This is a genomic window from Sphingobium anseongense, from assembly GCF_037725245.1.
GTDB lineage: Bacteria > Pseudomonadota > Alphaproteobacteria > Sphingomonadales > Sphingomonadaceae > Sphingobium.
In genome coordinates this window covers 205117-223521 of record NZ_JBBJUL010000005.1, presented here as the reverse complement: position 1 = coordinate 223521, position 18405 = coordinate 205117, and the positions used below count along the sequence as shown (strand labels likewise).

At 66.1% G+C, this 18405-nt stretch carries 16 protein-coding genes; 12 read left to right on the top strand and 4 right to left on the bottom strand.

From position 1 onward, the window contains the following. Nucleotides 1–83: 83 nt before the first annotated feature. The 6 genes from WG908_RS09260 to phoB are packed head-to-tail and all read left to right on the top strand — an operon-like array spanning nucleotide 84 to nucleotide 6035. Nucleotides 84–1142, top strand: coding sequence for a substrate-binding domain-containing protein (locus WG908_RS09260; protein WP_340186282.1), 1059 nt, complete (start codon nucleotides 84–86; stop codon nucleotides 1140–1142). Between the two features lie 22 nt (nucleotides 1143–1164). Next, entirely contained in the window at nucleotides 1165–2559 is a 1395-nt protein-coding gene (gene pstC, locus WG908_RS09255) for a phosphate ABC transporter permease subunit PstC (protein WP_340186281.1), read from the top strand. Further along, a complete protein-coding gene (gene pstA / locus WG908_RS09250) occupies nucleotides 2556–3803 on the top strand; it encodes a phosphate ABC transporter permease PstA (RefSeq protein WP_340186280.1) in 1248 nt (415 codons plus the stop codon). The genes pstC and pstA overlap by 4 nt, the downstream gene beginning before the upstream one ends. Before the next feature lie 26 nt (nucleotides 3804–3829). Further along, a complete protein-coding gene (gene pstB, locus WG908_RS09245; protein ID WP_340186381.1) occupies nucleotides 3830–4594 on the top strand; it encodes a phosphate ABC transporter ATP-binding protein PstB in 765 nt (254 codons plus the stop codon). A gap of 41 nt (nucleotides 4595–4635) precedes the next feature. Then, nucleotides 4636–5337 (top strand): phosphate signaling complex protein PhoU, encoded by a 702-nt coding sequence (gene phoU, locus WG908_RS09240; RefSeq protein WP_340186279.1) that lies wholly within the window; start codon nucleotides 4636–4638, stop codon nucleotides 5335–5337. After that, complete coding sequence (phoB, locus tag WG908_RS09235; protein ID WP_340186278.1) at nucleotides 5334–6035, top strand: phosphate regulon transcriptional regulator PhoB; 702 nt, start codon at nucleotides 5334–5336, stop codon at nucleotides 6033–6035. The genes phoU and phoB overlap by 4 nt, the downstream gene beginning before the upstream one ends. 4 nt (nucleotides 6036–6039) lie before the next feature. Here phoB and WG908_RS09230 read toward each other — a convergent pair whose 3' ends face one another. Both WG908_RS09230 and WG908_RS09225 read right to left on the bottom strand, forming a co-directional pair. Beyond that, the gene (locus WG908_RS09230; RefSeq protein WP_340186277.1) at nucleotides 6040–7194 is read right to left on the bottom strand and encodes a GGDEF domain-containing protein; all 1155 of its coding nucleotides are present in this window, start codon (nucleotides 7192–7194) and stop codon (nucleotides 6040–6042) included. 79 nt (nucleotides 7195–7273) lie between these two features. Next, complete coding sequence (locus WG908_RS09225) at nucleotides 7274–8152, bottom strand: LysR substrate-binding domain-containing protein (RefSeq protein WP_340186276.1); 879 nt, start codon at nucleotides 8150–8152, stop codon at nucleotides 7274–7276. 338 nt (nucleotides 8153–8490) lie between these two features. Between WG908_RS09225 and WG908_RS09220 the strand changes: the two genes are divergently transcribed. The 5 genes from WG908_RS09220 (at nucleotide 8491) to WG908_RS09200 (ending at nucleotide 15492) form a co-directional block, all read left to right on the top strand. After that, a complete protein-coding gene (locus WG908_RS09220) occupies nucleotides 8491–10785 on the top strand; it encodes a CDC48 family AAA ATPase (RefSeq protein WP_340186275.1) in 2295 nt (764 codons plus the stop codon). Between the two features lie 120 nt (nucleotides 10786–10905). Continuing rightward, on the top strand, nucleotides 10906–11553 hold the full coding sequence (locus tag WG908_RS09215; protein ID WP_340186274.1) for a class I SAM-dependent methyltransferase: 648 nt from the start codon (nucleotides 10906–10908) through the stop codon (nucleotides 11551–11553). 71 nt (nucleotides 11554–11624) lie between these two features. Next, the gene (locus WG908_RS09210; RefSeq protein WP_340186273.1) at nucleotides 11625–12815 is read left to right on the top strand and encodes a BaiN/RdsA family NAD(P)/FAD-dependent oxidoreductase; all 1191 of its coding nucleotides are present in this window, start codon (nucleotides 11625–11627) and stop codon (nucleotides 12813–12815) included. A 113-nt stretch (nucleotides 12816–12928) separates the two neighbouring features. Next, nucleotides 12929–14029, top strand: a complete 1101-nt coding sequence (locus WG908_RS09205; protein WP_340186272.1) for a helix-turn-helix transcriptional regulator — start codon at nucleotides 12929–12931, stop codon at nucleotides 14027–14029. A 197-nt stretch (nucleotides 14030–14226) separates the two neighbouring features. Further along, nucleotides 14227–15492 carry a glutamate-5-semialdehyde dehydrogenase gene (locus WG908_RS09200; RefSeq protein ID WP_340186271.1) on the top strand — a complete coding sequence of 422 codons (1266 nt, stop codon included), beginning with the start codon at nucleotides 14227–14229 and terminating at the stop codon, nucleotides 15490–15492. Here WG908_RS09200 and mobA read toward each other — a convergent pair. Beyond that, entirely contained in the window at nucleotides 15489–16010 is a 522-nt protein-coding gene (gene mobA / locus WG908_RS09195) for a molybdenum cofactor guanylyltransferase (RefSeq protein WP_340186270.1), read from the bottom strand. The genes WG908_RS09200 and mobA overlap by 4 nt on opposite strands. Before the next feature lie 70 nt (nucleotides 16011–16080). Between mobA and WG908_RS09190 the strand changes: the two genes are divergently transcribed. After that, entirely contained in the window at nucleotides 16081–17211 is a 1131-nt protein-coding gene (locus tag WG908_RS09190) for an AI-2E family transporter (RefSeq protein ID WP_340186269.1), read from the top strand. Here WG908_RS09190 and WG908_RS09185 read toward each other — a convergent pair. Then, entirely contained in the window at nucleotides 17166–18377 is a 1212-nt protein-coding gene (locus WG908_RS09185; protein WP_340186268.1) for an FAD-dependent monooxygenase, read from the bottom strand. The two genes, WG908_RS09190 and WG908_RS09185, sit on opposite strands and share 46 nt — an antisense overlap. Between the last annotated feature and the right edge of the window lie 28 nt (nucleotides 18378–18405).

Genomic DNA, 18405 nt, shown 5'->3' with positions numbered 1-18405 from the left:
TGCGCGACGAAGCATGGCTAGGGCACCAGCCCAAGGGGGCGGCGGACAGGCGAATCGCGGCCATGCGTTAATGGAGGTTTCCCGTGAAGACGTTTGCCATTCTTGCCGCTTCGACGGCCGCATTGCTTTCCCTGTCCGCTTGCGGCGATGAAGCCGGCGGCGGCGGCGCGGGCGGCGCCCGCAGCGAGATCCGCGCGGTAGGATCGTCCACCGTCTATCCCTTCGCCACCGCGGTCGCCGAACTGTTCGTTCAGGCCAATCCCGGCATGAAGTCGCCGATCATCGAATCGACCGGCACCGGCGGCGGCATGAAGCTGTTCTGCTCCGGCGTCGGCGCGCAGCATCCCGACATCGCCAACGCGTCGCGCAGGATGAAGAAGGCCGAGTTCGACCAGTGCGTCGCCAATGGCGTCAAGGATATCATCGAAATCCAGATCGGCGTCGATGGCCTGGCCTTTGCCGAATCGAAAGATGGCCCCGGCTACAAGCTGACGCCCAAGATCGTCTATGATGCGCTGGCCGCCAATCCCTATGGCAAGGGTCCCAACAAGGCGCAGACCTGGAAGGATGTCGATCCTTCGCTGCCCGCCATCGCGATTTCGGTGTTCGGTCCGCCGTCGACCAGCGGCACGCGCGATTCGCTCGCCGAACTGATCCTGGAAAAAGGGTGCCAGAGCGACCCGGCGATGAAGGCGCTCAAGGAAAAGAATGAGGACGAGTACAAGGCGACCTGCACCCGCGTTCGCGAAGATGGCAAATATGTCGATTCGGGCGAAAATGACAATCTGATTGTCCAGAAGCTGGGCGCCAATCCCAATGCGATCGGCATTTTCGGCTACAGCTTCCTCGAAGAAAATCTCGACAGCCTCAAGGACATTCCGCTGAACGGCGTGCAGGCGACATACGAGACCGTGTCGAAGGGCGAATATCCCGGTGCGCGGCCACTCTACATCTATGTGAAGAAGGCGCACCTGACCGCCATTGCGGGTTTGCAGAATTTTCTCAACGCCTTCGCTGCCAACTGGGGGCCTGACGGGGCACTGGCCAAGCGCGGCATGGTCGCCGCGCCCGACGATGTGCGCGCCGCCAACGCAGAGACGGTCAAGTCGCTGACGCTGCTCGACGGTTCGGTGCTGAAATAAGCGGCCGGGCCGGGGGTATCACATGACCGGACCAGCGATCCTGCTGCTGCTGGCGGGGCTTGGCGCCATCGCCTGGATCAGCGCGCGCACCCGCGCGACACGGCTAAAGACGGTGGCCGAGGCGAGCGGCCCGCGTGGCGCGATGCACAGCCTGCCGGGCTATCATGGTTGGTATGTCGCCTTGTGGACGGTGGGCCCGGCGCTGCTGTTCCTGGCGGTGTGGGCCAATATTTCGCCCGGACTCGTCACCCAGGCGGTCGTGGACAGCCCGGCGGCGCAGGGGCTGCCCACCGACGCCTTTTCCCGCACGGCGATATTGAGCGAGGCCCGCGCCATCGCGACCGGGGCGCAGGCAGGCGGGTTCAATCCGATGTCGCGGCAACTGGTCGAACCCTATCGCGTCGCGCTTGGCCGCTATGATGTCGCCGGCGTGGCGCTGGCGATGATCCTTGCCTTTGCCGGCGGTGCCTATGCCTTCACTCGCATCCGGCCCGATTTCCGGGCGCGCACGCGGGTCGAGCGGCTGGTCATGGGGGTCCTGCTGGGCGCGTCGCTGCTGGCGATCGTCACGACATTGGGCATCGTCGCATCGCTGCTGTGGGAATCGCTGCGCTTCTTCGCGATGGTCAATCCCATCGACTTCCTGTTCGGCACCAAATGGAGCCCGCAGTCGGCGGCGATGGGCTATGGCAATCAGGATGCGTTCGGCGCGGTGCCCCTGTTCTGGGGCACGATCTTCATCGGTGCGATCATCGCCATGGCCGTCGCGATCCCGCTCGGCCTGATGAGCGCGATCTATCTTACCCAATATGCCCGGCCGACGGTGCGCAAGTGGATGAAGCCGCTGCTGGAGGTGCTCGCAGGGGTGCCGACCGTCGTCTATGGCTATTTCGCGGCGTTGACCGTCGCGCCCGCGCTGCGCGACTTCGCGGTGATGATCGGCATCCACAACGCCAGTTCGGAAAGCGCGCTGGCCGCCGGCCTCGTCATGGGGGTGATGATCATTCCCTTCGTGTCGTCGATGGCCGACGACAGCATCGCCGCCGTGCCGCAATCGATGCGCGACGGCAGCCTGGCGATGGGCGCGACCACCAGCGAAACGATCAAGCGCGTGCTGATCCCCGCCGCGCTGCCCGGCGTGGTCGGCGGCGTGCTGCTCGCCGTCAGCCGTGCGATCGGCGAAACGATGATCGTGGTGATGGCGGCGGGCCTGGCCGCCAACCTCACGCTCAATCCCTTTGCCAGCGTGACCACGGTGACGACGCAGATCGTCCAGCTGCTGACCGGGGACCAGGAATTCGACAGCGCCAAGACGCTGGCCGCCTTTGCGCTGGGGCTGGTGCTGTTCGTCGTGACCCTGTTGCTCAACATCGTGGCCCTGCGGGTCGTGAAGAAATATCGCGAGGCTTACGAATGAGCGCGGCCGAACGCCTTCCGACCGACTGGAAGTCCGATGCGATGCGGCGGCGCATCGCGCGCCGCTATGCGTCGGAGCGACGGTTCAAGGCCTTTGGCCTGGCCGCGATCCTGATCAGCGCCGCCTTCCTCGCCTTTCTGCTGGTCACGATGATCGGCAACGGCCTGCGCGGCTTCACCCGCGCCGAAATCGCGCTCAAGATCGACTTTCCCTCCTCGCCGCTGCTGCTCGATCCGGCGGCGATCACCGACCAGGCGCTGGCCAACGCCAACCTGCCGATGGTGACCAGCCAGGCGGCGGAACGGGCGCTGGGGCCGGGTGCCGACGACCTGCTGTCGTCGACCGCCTGGATCAGCGTGCGCGACGCCATCAAGGCCGACCCCACGATCCTTCAGCGCGTCGAAACGATCAGCGTGCCGGCGGCCACCGCCATCGACCTCGCCACGAAGACGCAAGGGGCGCCGGAGGCGGAGGCCGCGGTCGCCCGGCTGAAGCAGGCGGGCCTGGTTTCGACCGGCCTGAACTGGACCTTCCTGTCGTCGAGCGATGGCACCGACCCGACCCAGGTCGGCATATGGGGCGCATTCAAGGGGTCGCTGCTGACCATGCTGGTGACACTGGCGCTCAGCTTCCCGATCGGCGTCGCGACCGCGCTCTACCTTGAGGAATATGCGCGCAGGAACTGGATTACCGATATTATCGAAGTGTCGATCAACAATCTGGCGGCGGTCCCGTCGATCATCTTCGGTCTGCTTGGCCTGTCGATCTTCCTCAACCTGCTGCACCTGCCGCGTTCGGCCGCGCTGGTCGGCGGGCTGACGCTGGCGCTGATGACCATGCCGGTCATCGTCATCGCCGGTCGCAACGCGATCAAGGCGGTGCCGCCCAGCATCCGCGACGCCGCGCTCGGCATCGGCGCGTCGCCGGTGCAGGTGGTGTTCCACCATGTCCTGCCGCTGGCGCTGCCCGGCATTTTGACCGGTACGATCATCGGCATGGCCCGCGCGCTGGGCGAAACCGCGCCGCTGCTGATGATCGGGATGCGCGCCTTCATCGCCACCCCGCCCGGCGGCGTCACCGATCCCGCGACCGTCCTGCCGGTGCAGATCTATTTGTGGTCCGACGAGGTGTCGAAGGGCTTTGTCGAAAAGACGAGCGCTGCGATCATCGTGCTGCTGGTGTTCCTGCTGGCGATGAACGGCCTGGCTATCTACCTGCGCAACAAGTTCGAAAAACGGTGGTAAACTTGACCGAAGAACAAAAGCACCTGATGCCCGCCAACCCGAAGATGACGGCGCGCGACGTGCGCGTCTTCTATGGGCAGAAGGAAGCGATCAAGGGCGTGTCGATCGACGTCGACAGGGACCATGTGACGGCCTTTATCGGTCCTTCGGGTTGCGGCAAGTCGACATTCCTGCGGACGTTGAACCGCATGAACGACACCGTTGCCAGCGCGCGGGTGGAAGGCGAGATCACGCTCGACGGCGAAAATATCTACGCCCCCAGCATGGACGTGGTGCAGTTGCGCGCGCGGGTCGGCATGGTGTTCCAGAAGCCCAATCCCTTTCCCAAGTCGATCTACGAGAATATCGCCTATGGTCCGCGCATCCATGGCCTCGCCCATGCCAAGGCGGACCTGGACGTGATCGTCGAAAAGTCGCTGCGCCGCGCGGGATTGTGGGAAGAGGTCAAGGATCGCCTGACCGAAAGCGGCACCGCCCTGTCGGGCGGCCAGCAGCAACGGCTGTGCATCGGCCGGGCGATCGCGGTCGAACCCGAAGTCATCCTGATGGACGAACCCTGTTCGGCGCTCGACCCGATCGCGACCGCGAAGATCGAGGAACTGATCCACGAACTGCGTGGCCGCTACGCCATCGTCATCGTCACGCACAACATGCAACAGGCGGCCCGCGTATCGCAACGCACCGCCTTTTTCCATCTGGGCGACCTGGTCGAATATGGCGTGACGTCCGACATTTTCACCAATCCCCGCCAGGAGCGGACCAAGGATTATATCACCGGACGCTACGGCTGAATTTTAAGGCTGGTTTGAGCGGGTCCGGGCGGAGAAACATGATGGCTGAACATACGATCAAGGCGTTCGACGAGGAAATCGACAATCTGCGCGGCCTCATCGCCGAAATGGGCGGCCGCGCCGAAGCGGCGATCGAACATGCGCTGATGGCGCTGCTGCGCAACGACTCGGCGCTGGCGGCGCAGGTTGTCGCCGGCGACAAGCGCATCGACATGATCGAGGCCGAAGTCGAGAAGCTGGTGGTGCAGATCATCGCGTTGCGCGCGCCGATGGCCAACGACCTGCGCGACCTGGTCGCTGCGCTGAAAATCGTCAGCGTGGTCGAACGGATCGGCGATTATGCCAAGAATATCGCCAAGCGGGTGCCGTTGATCAGCGGCAGCAAGAAAACGCTGGAGCCGATGTCGCTGCTGCCGTCGATGGGACAGGTCGCGGGCGAGATGGTGCATGATGCGCTCAACGCCTTTGCCGCGCGCGATCCCGACCTGGCGCTGGCAGTGATCGAGCGCGACATGGTGGTCGACGATTTCTACAACAGCGTGTTCCGCACGCTCGTGACCTTCATGATCGAAAATCCCAAGACGATCAGCGAATGCGCGCATCTGTTGTTCGTGGCCAAGAATATCGAACGGATCGGCGACCATGCGACCAACGTCGCGGAGATGGTCTATTATGCCGCCACCGGCCAGACCCTGCCGGAGCGCGAGCGCGGTGGCGCGGACCAGGAGGATCAGGGCCAATGAGCCGGGCGAAGATGCTGCTCGTCGAGGATGACGCGGCGCTCGCGGAACTGCTGATCTGGCATTTCAAGCGCGAGGATTTCGACGTCACCCATACCGTCGATGGCGAAGAGGCGCTGCTGCTGGCGCAGGAAAGCGTGCCCGACATCGTGCTGCTCGACTGGATGGTCGAAAGCCTGTCGGGAATCGAGGTGTGCCGCCGGCTGCGCCGCATGAACGGCACCGCCAACCTGCCGATCATCATGCTGACCGCGCGTGGCGAGGAAGAGGATCGCGTGCGCGGCCTGGAAACGGGCGCCGACGATTATGTGACCAAGCCCTTTTCCCCCCGCGAACTGGTAGCGCGGGTCGGCGCGGTGCTTCGGCGGGTGCGACCGGCGCTGGCGGGCGAGACGCTGACCTTTGCCGATGTCGAGATGGACACGGTCGGCCACAAGGTGCGGCGTGGCGGCCAGATGATCCCGCTGGGACCGACCGAATTCCGGTTGCTCAAGCACTTCCTGGAGCATCCCGGCTGGGTGTTCTCGCGCGAGCGGCTGCTCGACAGCGTGTGGGGCCAGGACAGCGATATCGAACTGCGCACCGTCGATGTCCATATCCGCCGGCTGCGCAAGGCGATCAACGACGACGGGCGATACAGCGACATCATCCGCACCGTCCGTTCGGCGGGCTATGCCCTCGATACCGACGGGATGGCTTGAGCGGTCAGTCGATCTCCGCGGCCAGATAGACGCGGTTGCGGCCATGTTCCTTGGCCAGATACAGGGCGCGGTCGGCAGCCTTCAGCGCGCCGCGCGGCTCGTCATATGCGAAGACATTGGCGACCCCCGCTGAAAAGCTGACCCGTTCCATCCGTTCGCCATTGGCGCGATTGACGAGGCTGCGGTTGGACAGGTCCTCGCGCACGCTGTCGACCAGTTCGCACGCTTCGGCGGCAGTCCTGCCGCGCAGCAGCAGCACGAATTCCTCGCCGCCGTGGCGCGCCACGTGACAGCGATCGCTCGACACCTTGGCCAGCAGGCCGGCGACGAATTTGAGCACGCGGTCGCCGGTATCGTGGCCGTGCACGTCATTGACCAGCTTGAAATGGTCGATGTCGCAAAAGGCGATGCTCAGATGCTCGCCATTGCTGCGGGCCAGCGTCACTTCCTCGCGCAGCACATTTTCGAATGCGCGGCGATTGGGCAGGCCGGTCAGATGGTCGTGCTCGGCGGCGCGGCGCGCGCTTTCCAGGCTGGATTTCAGCGCATGGGTCTGTTTCTGATTTTCGCGCATCTGGGTTTCGACCTGGCGCGTCTTTTCCACCATCGACCGGGTCAGGCCGACAAGCCGGGCCAGCACCGGCTCTGCTTCCCCGCCTTCGGACAGGCCCTTGGCCTGTTCCTGCAACGCGGCGCCATAGTCCTTGGCCGAATTGCGCGATTCCTTGACCAGCCCGGTGAAGTGGGACAGATTTTCCTCGACCTTGTCGAGCATCTGCGCCAGCGATTCAGCCGTTACCTCGTCCGCGCGCTGTTCGGCGGCGACCGCTTCGATCCAGCTGCTGGTGATCGCCCCGCGCTCCATCAACACCGCCTTGATCGCCTTTTCGATCCCGATATTGGCCCCGGTCAGATAATCGAGAGCCACGCTGAAATTGAGCGGCGTCAGGTCGAGATCATGCGCGAAGAGAAATTCGCCTATTTCTTCATATAGTTTGCGACGGCGGTTGACCTCGCGGTTCACCGGCATCTTGGTGGCGCGCGGCGACGGTTCGGTCTCTGCTTCCTCCGCTTTGCCCGAAAAGCCCTTGGCCCACCGCGTCAAGCGGTCAGCCAGCCCGTGCTGCGAATTCGCAGAAGAAAGTGTCGCGCCTGCCATGACCCCTATTACGGCTTGTCCGAGACAAGGTTAAGTCAGCGTGAAAGATTTGGGCGCGGGCGATAGCCGCCCCGTGCTTTCAGACGTCGGCGCCGATCAGCCAGTCGCGAAAGAGGCGGACCGCGCGGGTTTGCAGCGCGCGCGGGCGGCAGACGAAGAAATAGCGATACGGGCTTTCGGTATAGGTCGGGAACAGCCGCACCAGCCGCGCATCGCCGGACTGCTGGAAATGGCTGGCATGCATCACCGCGACGCCCAGCCCCTGCGCCGCCGCCTCCAGCATCAGCTGGCCCGAATCATAACTGTCCACCGCCGCCGGCTGAAGGTCGGGCAGTCCGACCGCTTCCTTCCACGCATCGAAGGCGAGCGTCATTTCGCGATGCAGCAATATCGTATGGTTGGCGAGGTCGGCGGGACCCGACAGCGCCTCGGGGCCTTCCGCCAGCGCGGCCCGGCCGATCAGATAGACCTCGTCATGATCAAGTTCATGCGCGTACAGCGCCGGATCGACATCCTTGGTCAGCACGATCGCCGCGTCCAGCCCCTCGCCCAGCCGGGCGATGGCATGCGGGTTGGTTTCGATGTCGATGTGCAACTGCGGGTGGAGCTGGCGCAGGCTGCCCAGATGCGGAAACAGGCGCTGGGTGGCAAAGAGCGGCATCACCCCAAGCCGCAAACGCAGCTGGTTGCCGCCGCTCTGGATATTTTCCAGCGCCTGGCTCATCGCATCGAGCGCGGGCGCCAGTTCGTCGAGCAGCCGCTGGCCATCGGCGTTGATTTCCAGCGCCTGGTGCTTGCGCTCGAACAGCAGCCGTCCGATGAAACGCTCCAGCGCCTGAACGCGGCGGCTGAGCGCAGGGGTGGACAGCGCCAATTCTTCCGCCGCAGCCTTCACCGATCCCAGGCGAGCGACCTGAACAAAGGCTTCCAGGGCCGTAAGGGGCGGTAGTCGTCGCATCGCGGTTCTGGTTCCGAAGCCTCGGGCTGTTGCGCTGCGTCATTCATGCTTGTCGGTTGCGGCGCAAGTTGGATCACTCATCCTCAATACAATGAGCAGCAAAAGTCACAGGAAGGCAAGATGCAATTTATGCAACTGCTCGAATCTTTTCGCACTTGCGAAGAGAGAAGGTGCGGCGCACATAGGGGAGGCCTTTCAGGCATCCTCTCCTAAAACTTTCCAGGGCTGGCGCAATCGCCAGCCCCTTTTTTTGCCCGGCGCCGCATGAAACGGGGGCTTCCGCTTGGGCCTTGTCCTTCCTATCTGCAAAGATGTGAAGCGGAGGGGACGAAAAGCCGATGGCCGATCAGGAATTGGACGGACGCAAGATTCAGGTGGCCAACGCGCGCCCGGAGGACGCCGGGCGCGGGCTGGCGCGGCTGCCGTTGACTGTCATGGCCGAACTGAGCCTGGCCGAGGGCGACGTCATCGAGATCGTCGGCAAGCGCAACACCCCGGCGCGAGTCGTGCGTCCCTACAAGGAAGATGAGGGGCTGGACGTGCTCCGCCTCGACGGGTTGCAACGCGCCAATGCCGGCGCGGGATCGGGCGATTTCGTCCAGATCCGCAAGATCGAGCCGCGCCCCGCCCAGCGCGTCATTTTCGCGCCCGCGCAGAATAATCTGCGGCTTCAGGGCAATCCCGATGCGCTCAAGCGCGTCTTCTTCCAGCGTCCGCTGACCGCCGGCGATGTCGTTGCCACCGCCGGGCAACAGCAGGTCGATCGCGCCGACATGCCCGCCAATCTGCGCCAGATGCTGGCCGCGCCCGCGTATGCCCTGCAGGAAATTCGCCTGGTCGTGGTGTCGACCGTGCCCAAGGGCATCGTCCAGATCGATGCGGATACCGATATCGAACTACGTTCGGAATATGAGGAGCCGCGCGAATCGCGCCGCGCCGACGTCACCTATGACGATGTCGGCGGTATGGCCGAAACGATCGACCAGCTGCGCGAGATGGTCGAATTGCCGTTGCGCTACCCCGAACTGTTCGAACGGCTGGGCGTCGACCCGCCCAAGGGCGTGCTGTTGCACGGCCCGCCGGGCACCGGCAAGACGCGGCTCGCGCGTGCCGTCGCCAATGAATCGGATGCCGAATTTTTCCTGATCAACGGGCCGGAGATCATGGGATCGGCCTATGGCGAATCGGAAAAGCAGCTGCGCGAGATTTTCGAGGCAGCGGCCAAGTCCGCCCCGTCGATCCTGTTCATCGACGAGATCGATTCGATCGCGCCCAAGCGCGGCCAGGTGACGGGCGAGACCGAAAAACGGCTGGTCGCCCAGCTGCTGACGCTGATGGATGGGCTGGAACCGCGGGTCAATCTGGTCGTGATCGCCGCGACCAACCGGCCCGAGGCAATCGACGAGGCGTTGCGGCGTCCAGGGCGTTTCGACCGCGAAATCGTGGTCGGCGTGCCCGACGAGCGCGGACGGCGCGAGATATTGGGCATCCACACGCGCGGCATGCCGCTCGCCGAAAATGTCGATCTCGCCGAACTGGCGCGCACCACCTATGGCTTTGTCGGCGCCGATCTCGCCGCGCTGACGCGCGAGGCGGCGATCGACACCGTGCGCCGCTTCATGCCCCGCCTCAACCTGGAGGAAGGAACGATTCCCGCCGAGGTGCTCGACGAGCTGTCGGTCACGCGCGAGGATTTTCTCGCCGCGATCAAGCGCGTGCAGCCATCGGCGATGCGCGAGGTGATGGTGCAGGCGCCCAATGTCGGCTGGTCCGACATCGGCGGGCTGGACGATGCCCAGGTCAGGCTCAAGGAGGGCGTCGAACTGCCGCTCAAGGACCCGGAGGCCTTCCGGCGGCTGGGCATCCGGCCGGCCAAGGGCTTCCTGCTCTATGGCCCCCCCGGCACCGGCAAGACGCTGCTGGCCAAGGCAGTCGCGCGCGAGGCGCAGGCCAATTTCATCGCCACCAAGTCGAGCGACCTGTTGTCCAAATGGTATGGCGAGAGCGAACAGCAGATCGCCCGGCTGTTCGCTCGCGCGCGGCAGGTCGCGCCCACCGTCCTGTTTATAGATGAGCTGGACAGCCTGGTGCCGGCGCGCGGCGGCGGCCTTGGCGAACCCGCCGTGACCGAACGGGTGGTCAATACCATCCTGGCGGAAATGGACGGGCTGGAGGAGTTGCAGTCGGTGGTGGTGATCGGCGCGACCAATCGCCCGACGCTGATCGACCCCGCCCTGTTGCGGCCGGGGCGCTTTGACGAGCTGATCTACGTGCCGGTCCCCGATCGGGCGGGGCGGCGACGCATCCTGGGCATCCATACCGCCAAGATGCCGATCGCGGACGATGTCGATCTGGACGATCTGGCGAGCCGGACCGACCGGTTCACCGGCGCGGACCTTGAGGACCTGGTTCGGCGGGCGGGTCTGTTCGCGCTGCGCCAGTCGCTGGATGTCGAACAGGTCGCCCAGTCGCATTTCGATGCGGCGCTGGAGGAAACCCGCGCGTCGGTGACGCCCGAAATGGAGCGGGAATATGAGGAGATTCGCGCCAAGCTGAAGCAGAGCGCGATGCAGATCGATCCCATCGGCTTCGTCTCGCCGGGCATGTTGCGTCCGCGTGAGCCCAGGGCATAGACAAGTGAAATGAACCGGTTGACCCTTGGCGCGTTTGCGCGGGATGCGGGCGGTGGTGCTTGCGGCATGGCCCGACTTCTGCAAGGCCATGGGACAGAAGAACGAGCAGGCGAGAACTGAATGGCGTCCATCCCCTTGCGTGAAGCCCGTCGGAAAGCCAATCCGCTGGTACGCGGTCGGCAATTTCTGAAGCAGTGGACATTGTTCGCCCGGCAATTCGCCAAGCATCCGGGCATGATCGGTTCGATCATTCCGTCATCCTCGATGCTGGTCGATTCGATGCTGGCCGGGGTCGATTGGGAACGCACGCGCCTGTTGGTGGAATATGGGCCGGGGGTCGGCACCTTCACCCGGCCGATCCTCGATCATATGCATCCCGACGCGACCTTGCTGGCGATCGACCTCAACGTCGATTTCATCACCTATCTGCGTGAAGAGGTGCGCGATCCCCGCCTGCGCGCGGTTCACGGGTCGGCCGTTGACGTGCGCCGCCTGATTGCCGAGACCGGCCATGCGCAGGCCGACTATATCCTGTCGGGCCTGCCCTTTTCGACCCTGCCCGCAGGGGTGGGCGATCGGATCTGTGCCGAGACGGAGGCGATGCTGCGTCCCGGCGGCGCGTTTCTCGTCTATCAATATTCCGCCTATGTCCGTCGCCTGCTGCTGCCTGCGTTCGGGCATGTCGAAGCGGGCGTTGAATGGAAGAATATTCCGCCCTGCCGGATCTTCCGCGCCTTCAAGCGTGAGGCGATTGCCCAGGCGGCCTGACCGTACGGCTACCGGACGGGTGCGGGGCGGGGGGTTGCGGGCGCGCGCGCCTTCGCTCACAAGCCGCCGCGATGGCAGGCGCTTCATTCCCACGCGATTATGACGCGATCATCCTGGGCGCGGGCGGCGCGGGGATGATGTGCGCGGCCGTCGCGGGCCAGCGCGGCCGCCGCACATTGCTGATCGATCATGGCGACGAGCCGGGACGAAAGATCCTTATATCGGGCGGCGGACGCTGCAATTTCACCAATCTTGGCATCGCGCCCGACCGGTTTCTGTCGGCCAATCCCCCTTTCGCCCGCTCGGCGCTCAGCCGCTACAGCGCGCAGGACTTCATCGCGCTGGTCGACCGCCATGGTATCGCCTGGCATGAAAAGACGTTGGGCCAGCTGTTCTGCGACGAATCTGCTCGCCAGATCGTGGCGATGCTGCGCGATGAATGCGTGGCGGGCGGCGTGGACATGGCGCTGGGCGAGGCCATTGCCGACATCGACCATGCCGACGCGCGCTTCACGGTGCGGCATGGCGACCGGGTCAGCCGCGCGCCCGCGCTGGTGATCGCGACCGGCGGGCCGTCCATTCCCAAGCTCGGCGCGACCGGCTTTGCCTATACGCTCGCCCGCCGCTTCGGATTGAAGATCGTTGAGCCGCGTCCGGCGCTGGTGCCGCTGACGCTGGGTGGCGAAGATGTGCTGTTCCGGGCGCTGTCCGGCGTGTCCGCCCCGGTCGTGGCACGCTGCGGCAAGGCCGCCTTCGCTGAAGCGGCGCTGTTCACGCACAAGGGGCTGTCCGGCCCGGCGATCCTGCAAATCTCCTCCTATTGGCGCCATGGCGAACCGATAACGATCGACATGGTCCCCGGACGCGACCCGGACTGGTTGGTCCAGGCCAAGCGCGAACGGCCCCGCGCGTCGCTCGCCACCGCCCTGTCCGCCGCGCTGCCGGCGCGCCTCGCCGAAGCGCTGGCGCAGCGGCTGGCGCTGGGCGGGGACCTTGCCAATCTGCCCGACCGGGCGCTGCGCGACGCGGCGACGCGCCTTGCCGGCTGGACTTTCAGCCCCAACGGCACCGAAGGGCTTGCCAAGGCGGAGGTGACCGCGGGGGGCATCGCCACCGACGGCCTGTCGCAACAAACCATGGCCGCGCGGCGCGTGCCGGGCCTCTATGCGATCGGCGAGGCGGTGGACGTCACCGGCTGGCTTGGCGGCTATAATTTCCAGTGGGCCTGGTCGAGCGGCTGGGCAGCGGGGCAGGCGTTGTAGGTGCCGATGCGGTTACCGCTCGGTTCGAATGGCTGATCGAGCGATAACCCTCGTTTGACAGCATCTGCGCGATGCCTGACTAGAGACCGGGGCTTAACGGGCAGGGGCACGAAATGGCGAACGGCGTCGGGCAGGCGGAGCAATGGTCCGACCGCTTTCTTCAAGCGGCGCTCGATCCCCGGACATGGCATGATGCGCTGGCGGCCATGGCGGCGGAGACCGGATCGTCCCATGGCCAGCTCATCGGCTTTGGTCCGGGGGCAGCCGGCTTCAACTGGGTCAGCGGCATGGACGCGGACCAGCTGGCGCGCGCCGCCAGCATCGACGCCGACACGCCCGACCAGAATTACCGGGTCGTGGCCGACAGCCTGTCGAGCGCGCCCGCCATCGTCCATGAGGCGCATTACGACATCGTCAGGCGCGCGCGCGGCGCCAGCGACTATGTCGATATGTGCGCGGACCTCGACATCATGCACGGTTGCCAGACGCGCCTCATCGCCAACGACGATGTGATGGTCGGTCTGGCGTTGCTCCGGTCGGAAAAGGACGGCCGCACCAGCGAAGCGGAACGGGCCAGCTTCACCGCGATAGCGCCGCATGCGCGCACCGCCGCGCGGATGCAGCGCGCCATCGAGCAGCAGGGCTTCGCGCTGCTGGCCGGGACCTTCGAAACGATGGACCGGGCCTGCTGGCTGCTCGACGCCACCGGGATGGTGCGCGGCATGACGCCCCGTGCCGAAATGCTCTATGGCACCACCCGGCTTCGCCTGGCGGACGGGCGGCTGGCGAGCAGTCGCGCCGATGAAACCCGCCGCATCCAGCAGGGGGCGCAGGACGCGCTTGAGCGGCCCGGCAAGGCGTCCGGCCCGATTCCGCTGGCCGACGACGCAGGCGGCGTCGCGGTGATATTGGAGGCATTTCCCCTGCCGGCGCGCGCATGGGAGATGAATTTCGCCCCCCGCGCGATCCTGGTCGGGCGGGTCGGGATGGCCGGCAGTCGCCATGTCCAGGCGTTGACGAGCGCATTCCGGCTGACCCCCGCCGAAGCCGATATCGCGGTGCGGCTGGCGGCGGGCGAAACCCGGCCGCAGATCGCGGCGGCGCGCGGCGTGTCGCCCGACACGCTCAAGGTCCAGATCCGCAACATCTACGACAAGACCGGCTGCAACCGCGAATCGCAGCTTGTCCGCATCGTCGGCCTGCTCGGCAATTAATCGGCCCTACTCCTTGCGGGGTATGCGGGCGGGAACGGCGGGCGATAGCATGGAATGTGGCAGGCCGGTTCTGCCCCCGGCGGCCGCGGTCATTTGCGACCCGTGATCCGGTCGCCGGGAAAATATCCCCCGCATTGCCTGTCGGTTCCGTTATCGTCATCTCCGTGCTAAGGCCGGCGGCGAAAGGCTTGGCATCCATGAACGACCTTACCCAGACCCCCGAAATGCTGATCGCGACGATGGGCGCGAAGGCGCGTCGCGCCGCGGAATCGCTCGCTCAGGCCAGCGACGCGCAAAAGGCCGACGGATTGCGCCGCGCCGCGCAGGCGTTGCGGGACCAGGCGCCGGCGATCCTCGCCGCCAATGCGCGCGACATGGACAATGCCGTGGCCAGCGGCCTGTCATCGTCGATGCTCGACCGGCTGCGGCTGGACCAGGGGCGCGTCGCGGCGACCGCCGACGGGGTGGAGCAGGTGGCGACGCTCGACAATCCGCTCGGCCGGGTGATCGACGAAAGCGAGCGGCCAAACGGCCTCAGGCTGTCGCGCGTGCGCGTGCCGCTGGGGGTGATCGGCATCGTCTATGAAAGCCGGCCCAATGTCACCGCCGATGCCGCCGCGCTATGCCTGCGCGCGGGCAATGCGGTCATCCTGCGCGGTGGCAGCGAAGCGAGGGAAAGCAACCGCGCCATCCACGCCGCGATCGTGGCGGGCATCGTCGCTGCCGGGCTGCCCGAGGATGCGGTGCAACTGGTCCCCACGACCGATCGTGCCGCGGTCGGCGCGTTGCTCAAGGCCAGCGACTATATCGACATGATCGTGCCGCGCGGGGGCAAAAGCCTGGTCGCGCGCGTGCAGGAAGAAGCGCGCGTGCCGGTGCTGGCGCATCTCGACGGCATCAACCACAGCTATGTCGATGGCGCGGCGGACCCCGCCATGGCCCAGGCGCTGGCCGTGAACGCCAAGCTGCGCCGGACCGGCGTGTGCGGCGCGACCGAAACGGTGCTGATCGACCGCGCCTACGCGCATGCGCCCGCGCTGGTGCGCGCGCTGCTCGACGCCGGATGCGAAGTGCGCGGCGACGCTGCGGTCCAGCCGATGGACGCGCGGGTGATTGCGGCCACGGATGAGGATTGGGACACCGAATATCTTGATGCGATCGTGTCGGTACGGCTGGTCGATGGGCTGGACGAGGCGCTGGCGCATATCGCTGCGCATGGCAGCCGTCATACCGATGCGATCATCACCGAAGATGGCGCGGTCGCCGAGCGTTTCCTCAATGCCGTCGACAGCGCCATCGTCATGTGGAACGCATCGACCCAGTTCGCCGATGGCGGCGAATTCGGCCTGGGCGCGGAAATCGGCATTTCGACCGGTCGGCTGCACGCGCGCGGCCCGGTCGCGCTGGAGGGGCTGACGACGTATAAATGGCTGGTGCGCGGGACGGGGCAGGTCCGACCCTAGAGCAGGTCCTCGCGCCGGTTGATGTTGCGCATCGGCAAGGGTTCGTCCACCCGGCGCGCGCCCGCGAGCGCGATCCAGCCGTCGATGCGGCGATGGCCCTGCGCCAGATAGGTATCGAGCCGTCCGGCGAGCGATGCCGGCCAATAGCCGACCGCATGCTGTTGCGAAAAGGTGGCGGCGCCTTCCCCGACCAGCAGCGCGCGCAGGTCGGGCGGTAGCGGCAGCACGTCGACCGGCACCGCGAGCACCCCTGCATAGCCCCGTGTGGCGGCGTGATGGAGCGCGGCGTTCAGCCCGGCAAGCGGGCCTGCGCCACCGCCCGGTCGATCGTCCAGGCTGGTCAGCCCCGGCCAGTCGCGGCCGCACACCGCCAGCGCATCGACCTGGGGACCGAGCGCGGCGATCACAATTTCTATCATCGGCGCGCCGTCGACCATCGCCAGCGCCTTGTCGCTGCCAAAGCGGCGCGATTGCCCGCCGGCCAGGATCGCACCCAATATTGCTCTCTCGCCCGTCATTTCGCACCCGTGATACTATGCCTCAGGCCGCTTATGCTGCTAAGCGGGGGGCAATGCGAGATCGGACATCATGATACCCCGCGCCGCGCGGCCGATGGTCATCGAAGATAGCGGCTTCGCGCTGCTGGTCATCCTCATCAGCCTGGCCTTCGCCTGGGTGATCGAGCCGTTTTTCGGGGCGATCCTGTGGGGGCTGGTGACCGCGATCCTGTTCGCGCCGCTCAATCGGTGGTTCCTCGCGGCGCTGCCGGGCAGACGCAACAGCGCGGCGATGATGACGCTGCTGGTGATCATCGCGCTGGTGATCGTGCCGGCCTTCGTCCTGGGGATGGCGCTGGTGCAGGAAGCGTCCGGCCTTTATGCCCGCATCCAGTCCGGCGATATCGATTTCGCCCGCTATTTCCGCGATGCCCAGAACATGCTGCCGGCCTGGGCGAAGGCATGGCTGCAACGCAGCGGGCTCACCAGCTTCGCCAATGCGCGACAGCTATTGGGATCGGGCATGGCGAGCGGCGCGCGCGCGGTGGCGGGGCAGGCCTTCCTGTTGGGGCAGGGCGCATTCAGTTTCCTCCTGGCGCTGGGCGTGATGCTGTATCTGAGCTTCTACCTGCTGCGCGACGGCGACCGGCTGCTCGGACGGCTCGACAGCGCCGTGCCGCTGCGCCTGCGCCAGCGTCGGGCGCTGGCCAGCCAGTTCGTGACCGTGATCCGCGCCACCATGAAGGGCAGCATCGTCGTCGCCATCGTCCAGGGCATGATCGGCGGCATGGTGTTCTGGACGATCGGTATCGAAGGCGCGCTGCTGTGGGGCGTGGTGATGGGCATATTCTCGCTGCTGCCGGCTGTCGGCACCGGCCTCGTTTGGGTGCCGGTCGCCATCTACCTGTTCCTGACCGGCGCGATCTGGCAGGGCGCGGTGCTGGTCGGGTGCGGCGTGCTGATCATCGGCATGGTCGACAATATATTGCGACCGATCCTGGTCGGGCGCGATACGCGCATGCCCGATTATGTCGTGCTGATCTCGACACTGGGCGGGCTGGAAGCGTTCGGGATCAACGGCTTCGTCATCGGCCCGGCGATCGCCGCGCTGTTTATCGCGGTATGGAACATCCTGACCGAGGCGCGCGGCGAAACCCCGCCGCTACCCGCGATCGCTCAGACCAGTTCGCCCGTCAGCAGCACCGGCAGCGCACCGGACTGACCGCGGGCCTCGGCCATGAAGCGGTTCTTGAGCATCGGCGTGCGTTGCACCGCCGCCAGCCCCGCGCGCCGGATTGCCGAAGGCAGGCGGCCGGGCACGTCGAACAGCTTGACCAGCCCGTCCATCGCCACGCTGACCGACAGCGCGTCCAGCCCGCGCCAGCGCTGGTAACGCGCCAGCAACTGCGCATCGCCGGGATCGAGGCCCAGCCGCATGCCTTCGACGATCACCTGGGTCAGCGCGGCGACATCGCGAAAGCCCAGGTTCAGCCCCTGTCCCGCGATCGGATGGATGGCGTGCGCGCTGTCGCCGACCAGCGCGAGCCTTGTGTCGGTGATCCGCGCGGCATGGTGAAAGCCCAGCGGATAGGAAGAGCGCGGCCCGGCCAGCGCGATTTCGCCCAGAAAGCCGCCCATCCGCTTTTGCGCCTGCGCGAGCCAGGCCCGCTCGCCCAGCTTCAGCATCGCCGGTGCGTCGCCCTTGGGCACGGTCCACACGATCGCCGAACGTGTGCCCGGCAGCATCGGCAACAGGGCGAACGGGCCGCCCGGATAGAAAATCTCATAGGCGGTGTTGGCGTGGGCAATCTCATGGTCGAGCGCGGACACCATCGCCACATGATCATATTGCCAGCGGGTCGTGCGGATCCCGGCCGCCTCGCGCGTGGGGCTGTTGCGCCCTTCGGCCGCGACCAGCAGCGGCGCGACGAGCACCGCCCCGCTTTTCAGCGTCAACCGCACCCCCGTTTCGTCGCGCCGCACATCGACCGCCAGGTCGGGCTGGAAGCGGGTGAGATTTTCCGCGTCGCCCGCCGCGCCCGCGAGCGCGAAGCGCAGGTCGCGATTGGGGAACATCACCCCCATCTTGCCGTCATTTTCATCCGGTACGAAATCGAGCGCGCCGGGCTGCAAGCCGTCGCTTACCCAGATCCGGTCTATCGGACATCCCCGGCCGGCGAGCCTGGCGCCGATGCCGACCGCATCCAGCATGGCCAGGCTGGAGGAGGAAATCGCCGAAACCCGCCCGTCGAAATCGCCGCTCATGGTGACGACCGGATCGGCGGGATCGACCACCGCGCAACTAACGCCGTGGCCGGACAGGGCTATGCCCAGCGTCAGACCGACCAGCCCGCCGCCAAGGATCACGACATCGAAATGGTGCTGCATGGGCGTCAATCTAAGGCCAAGATGCAGC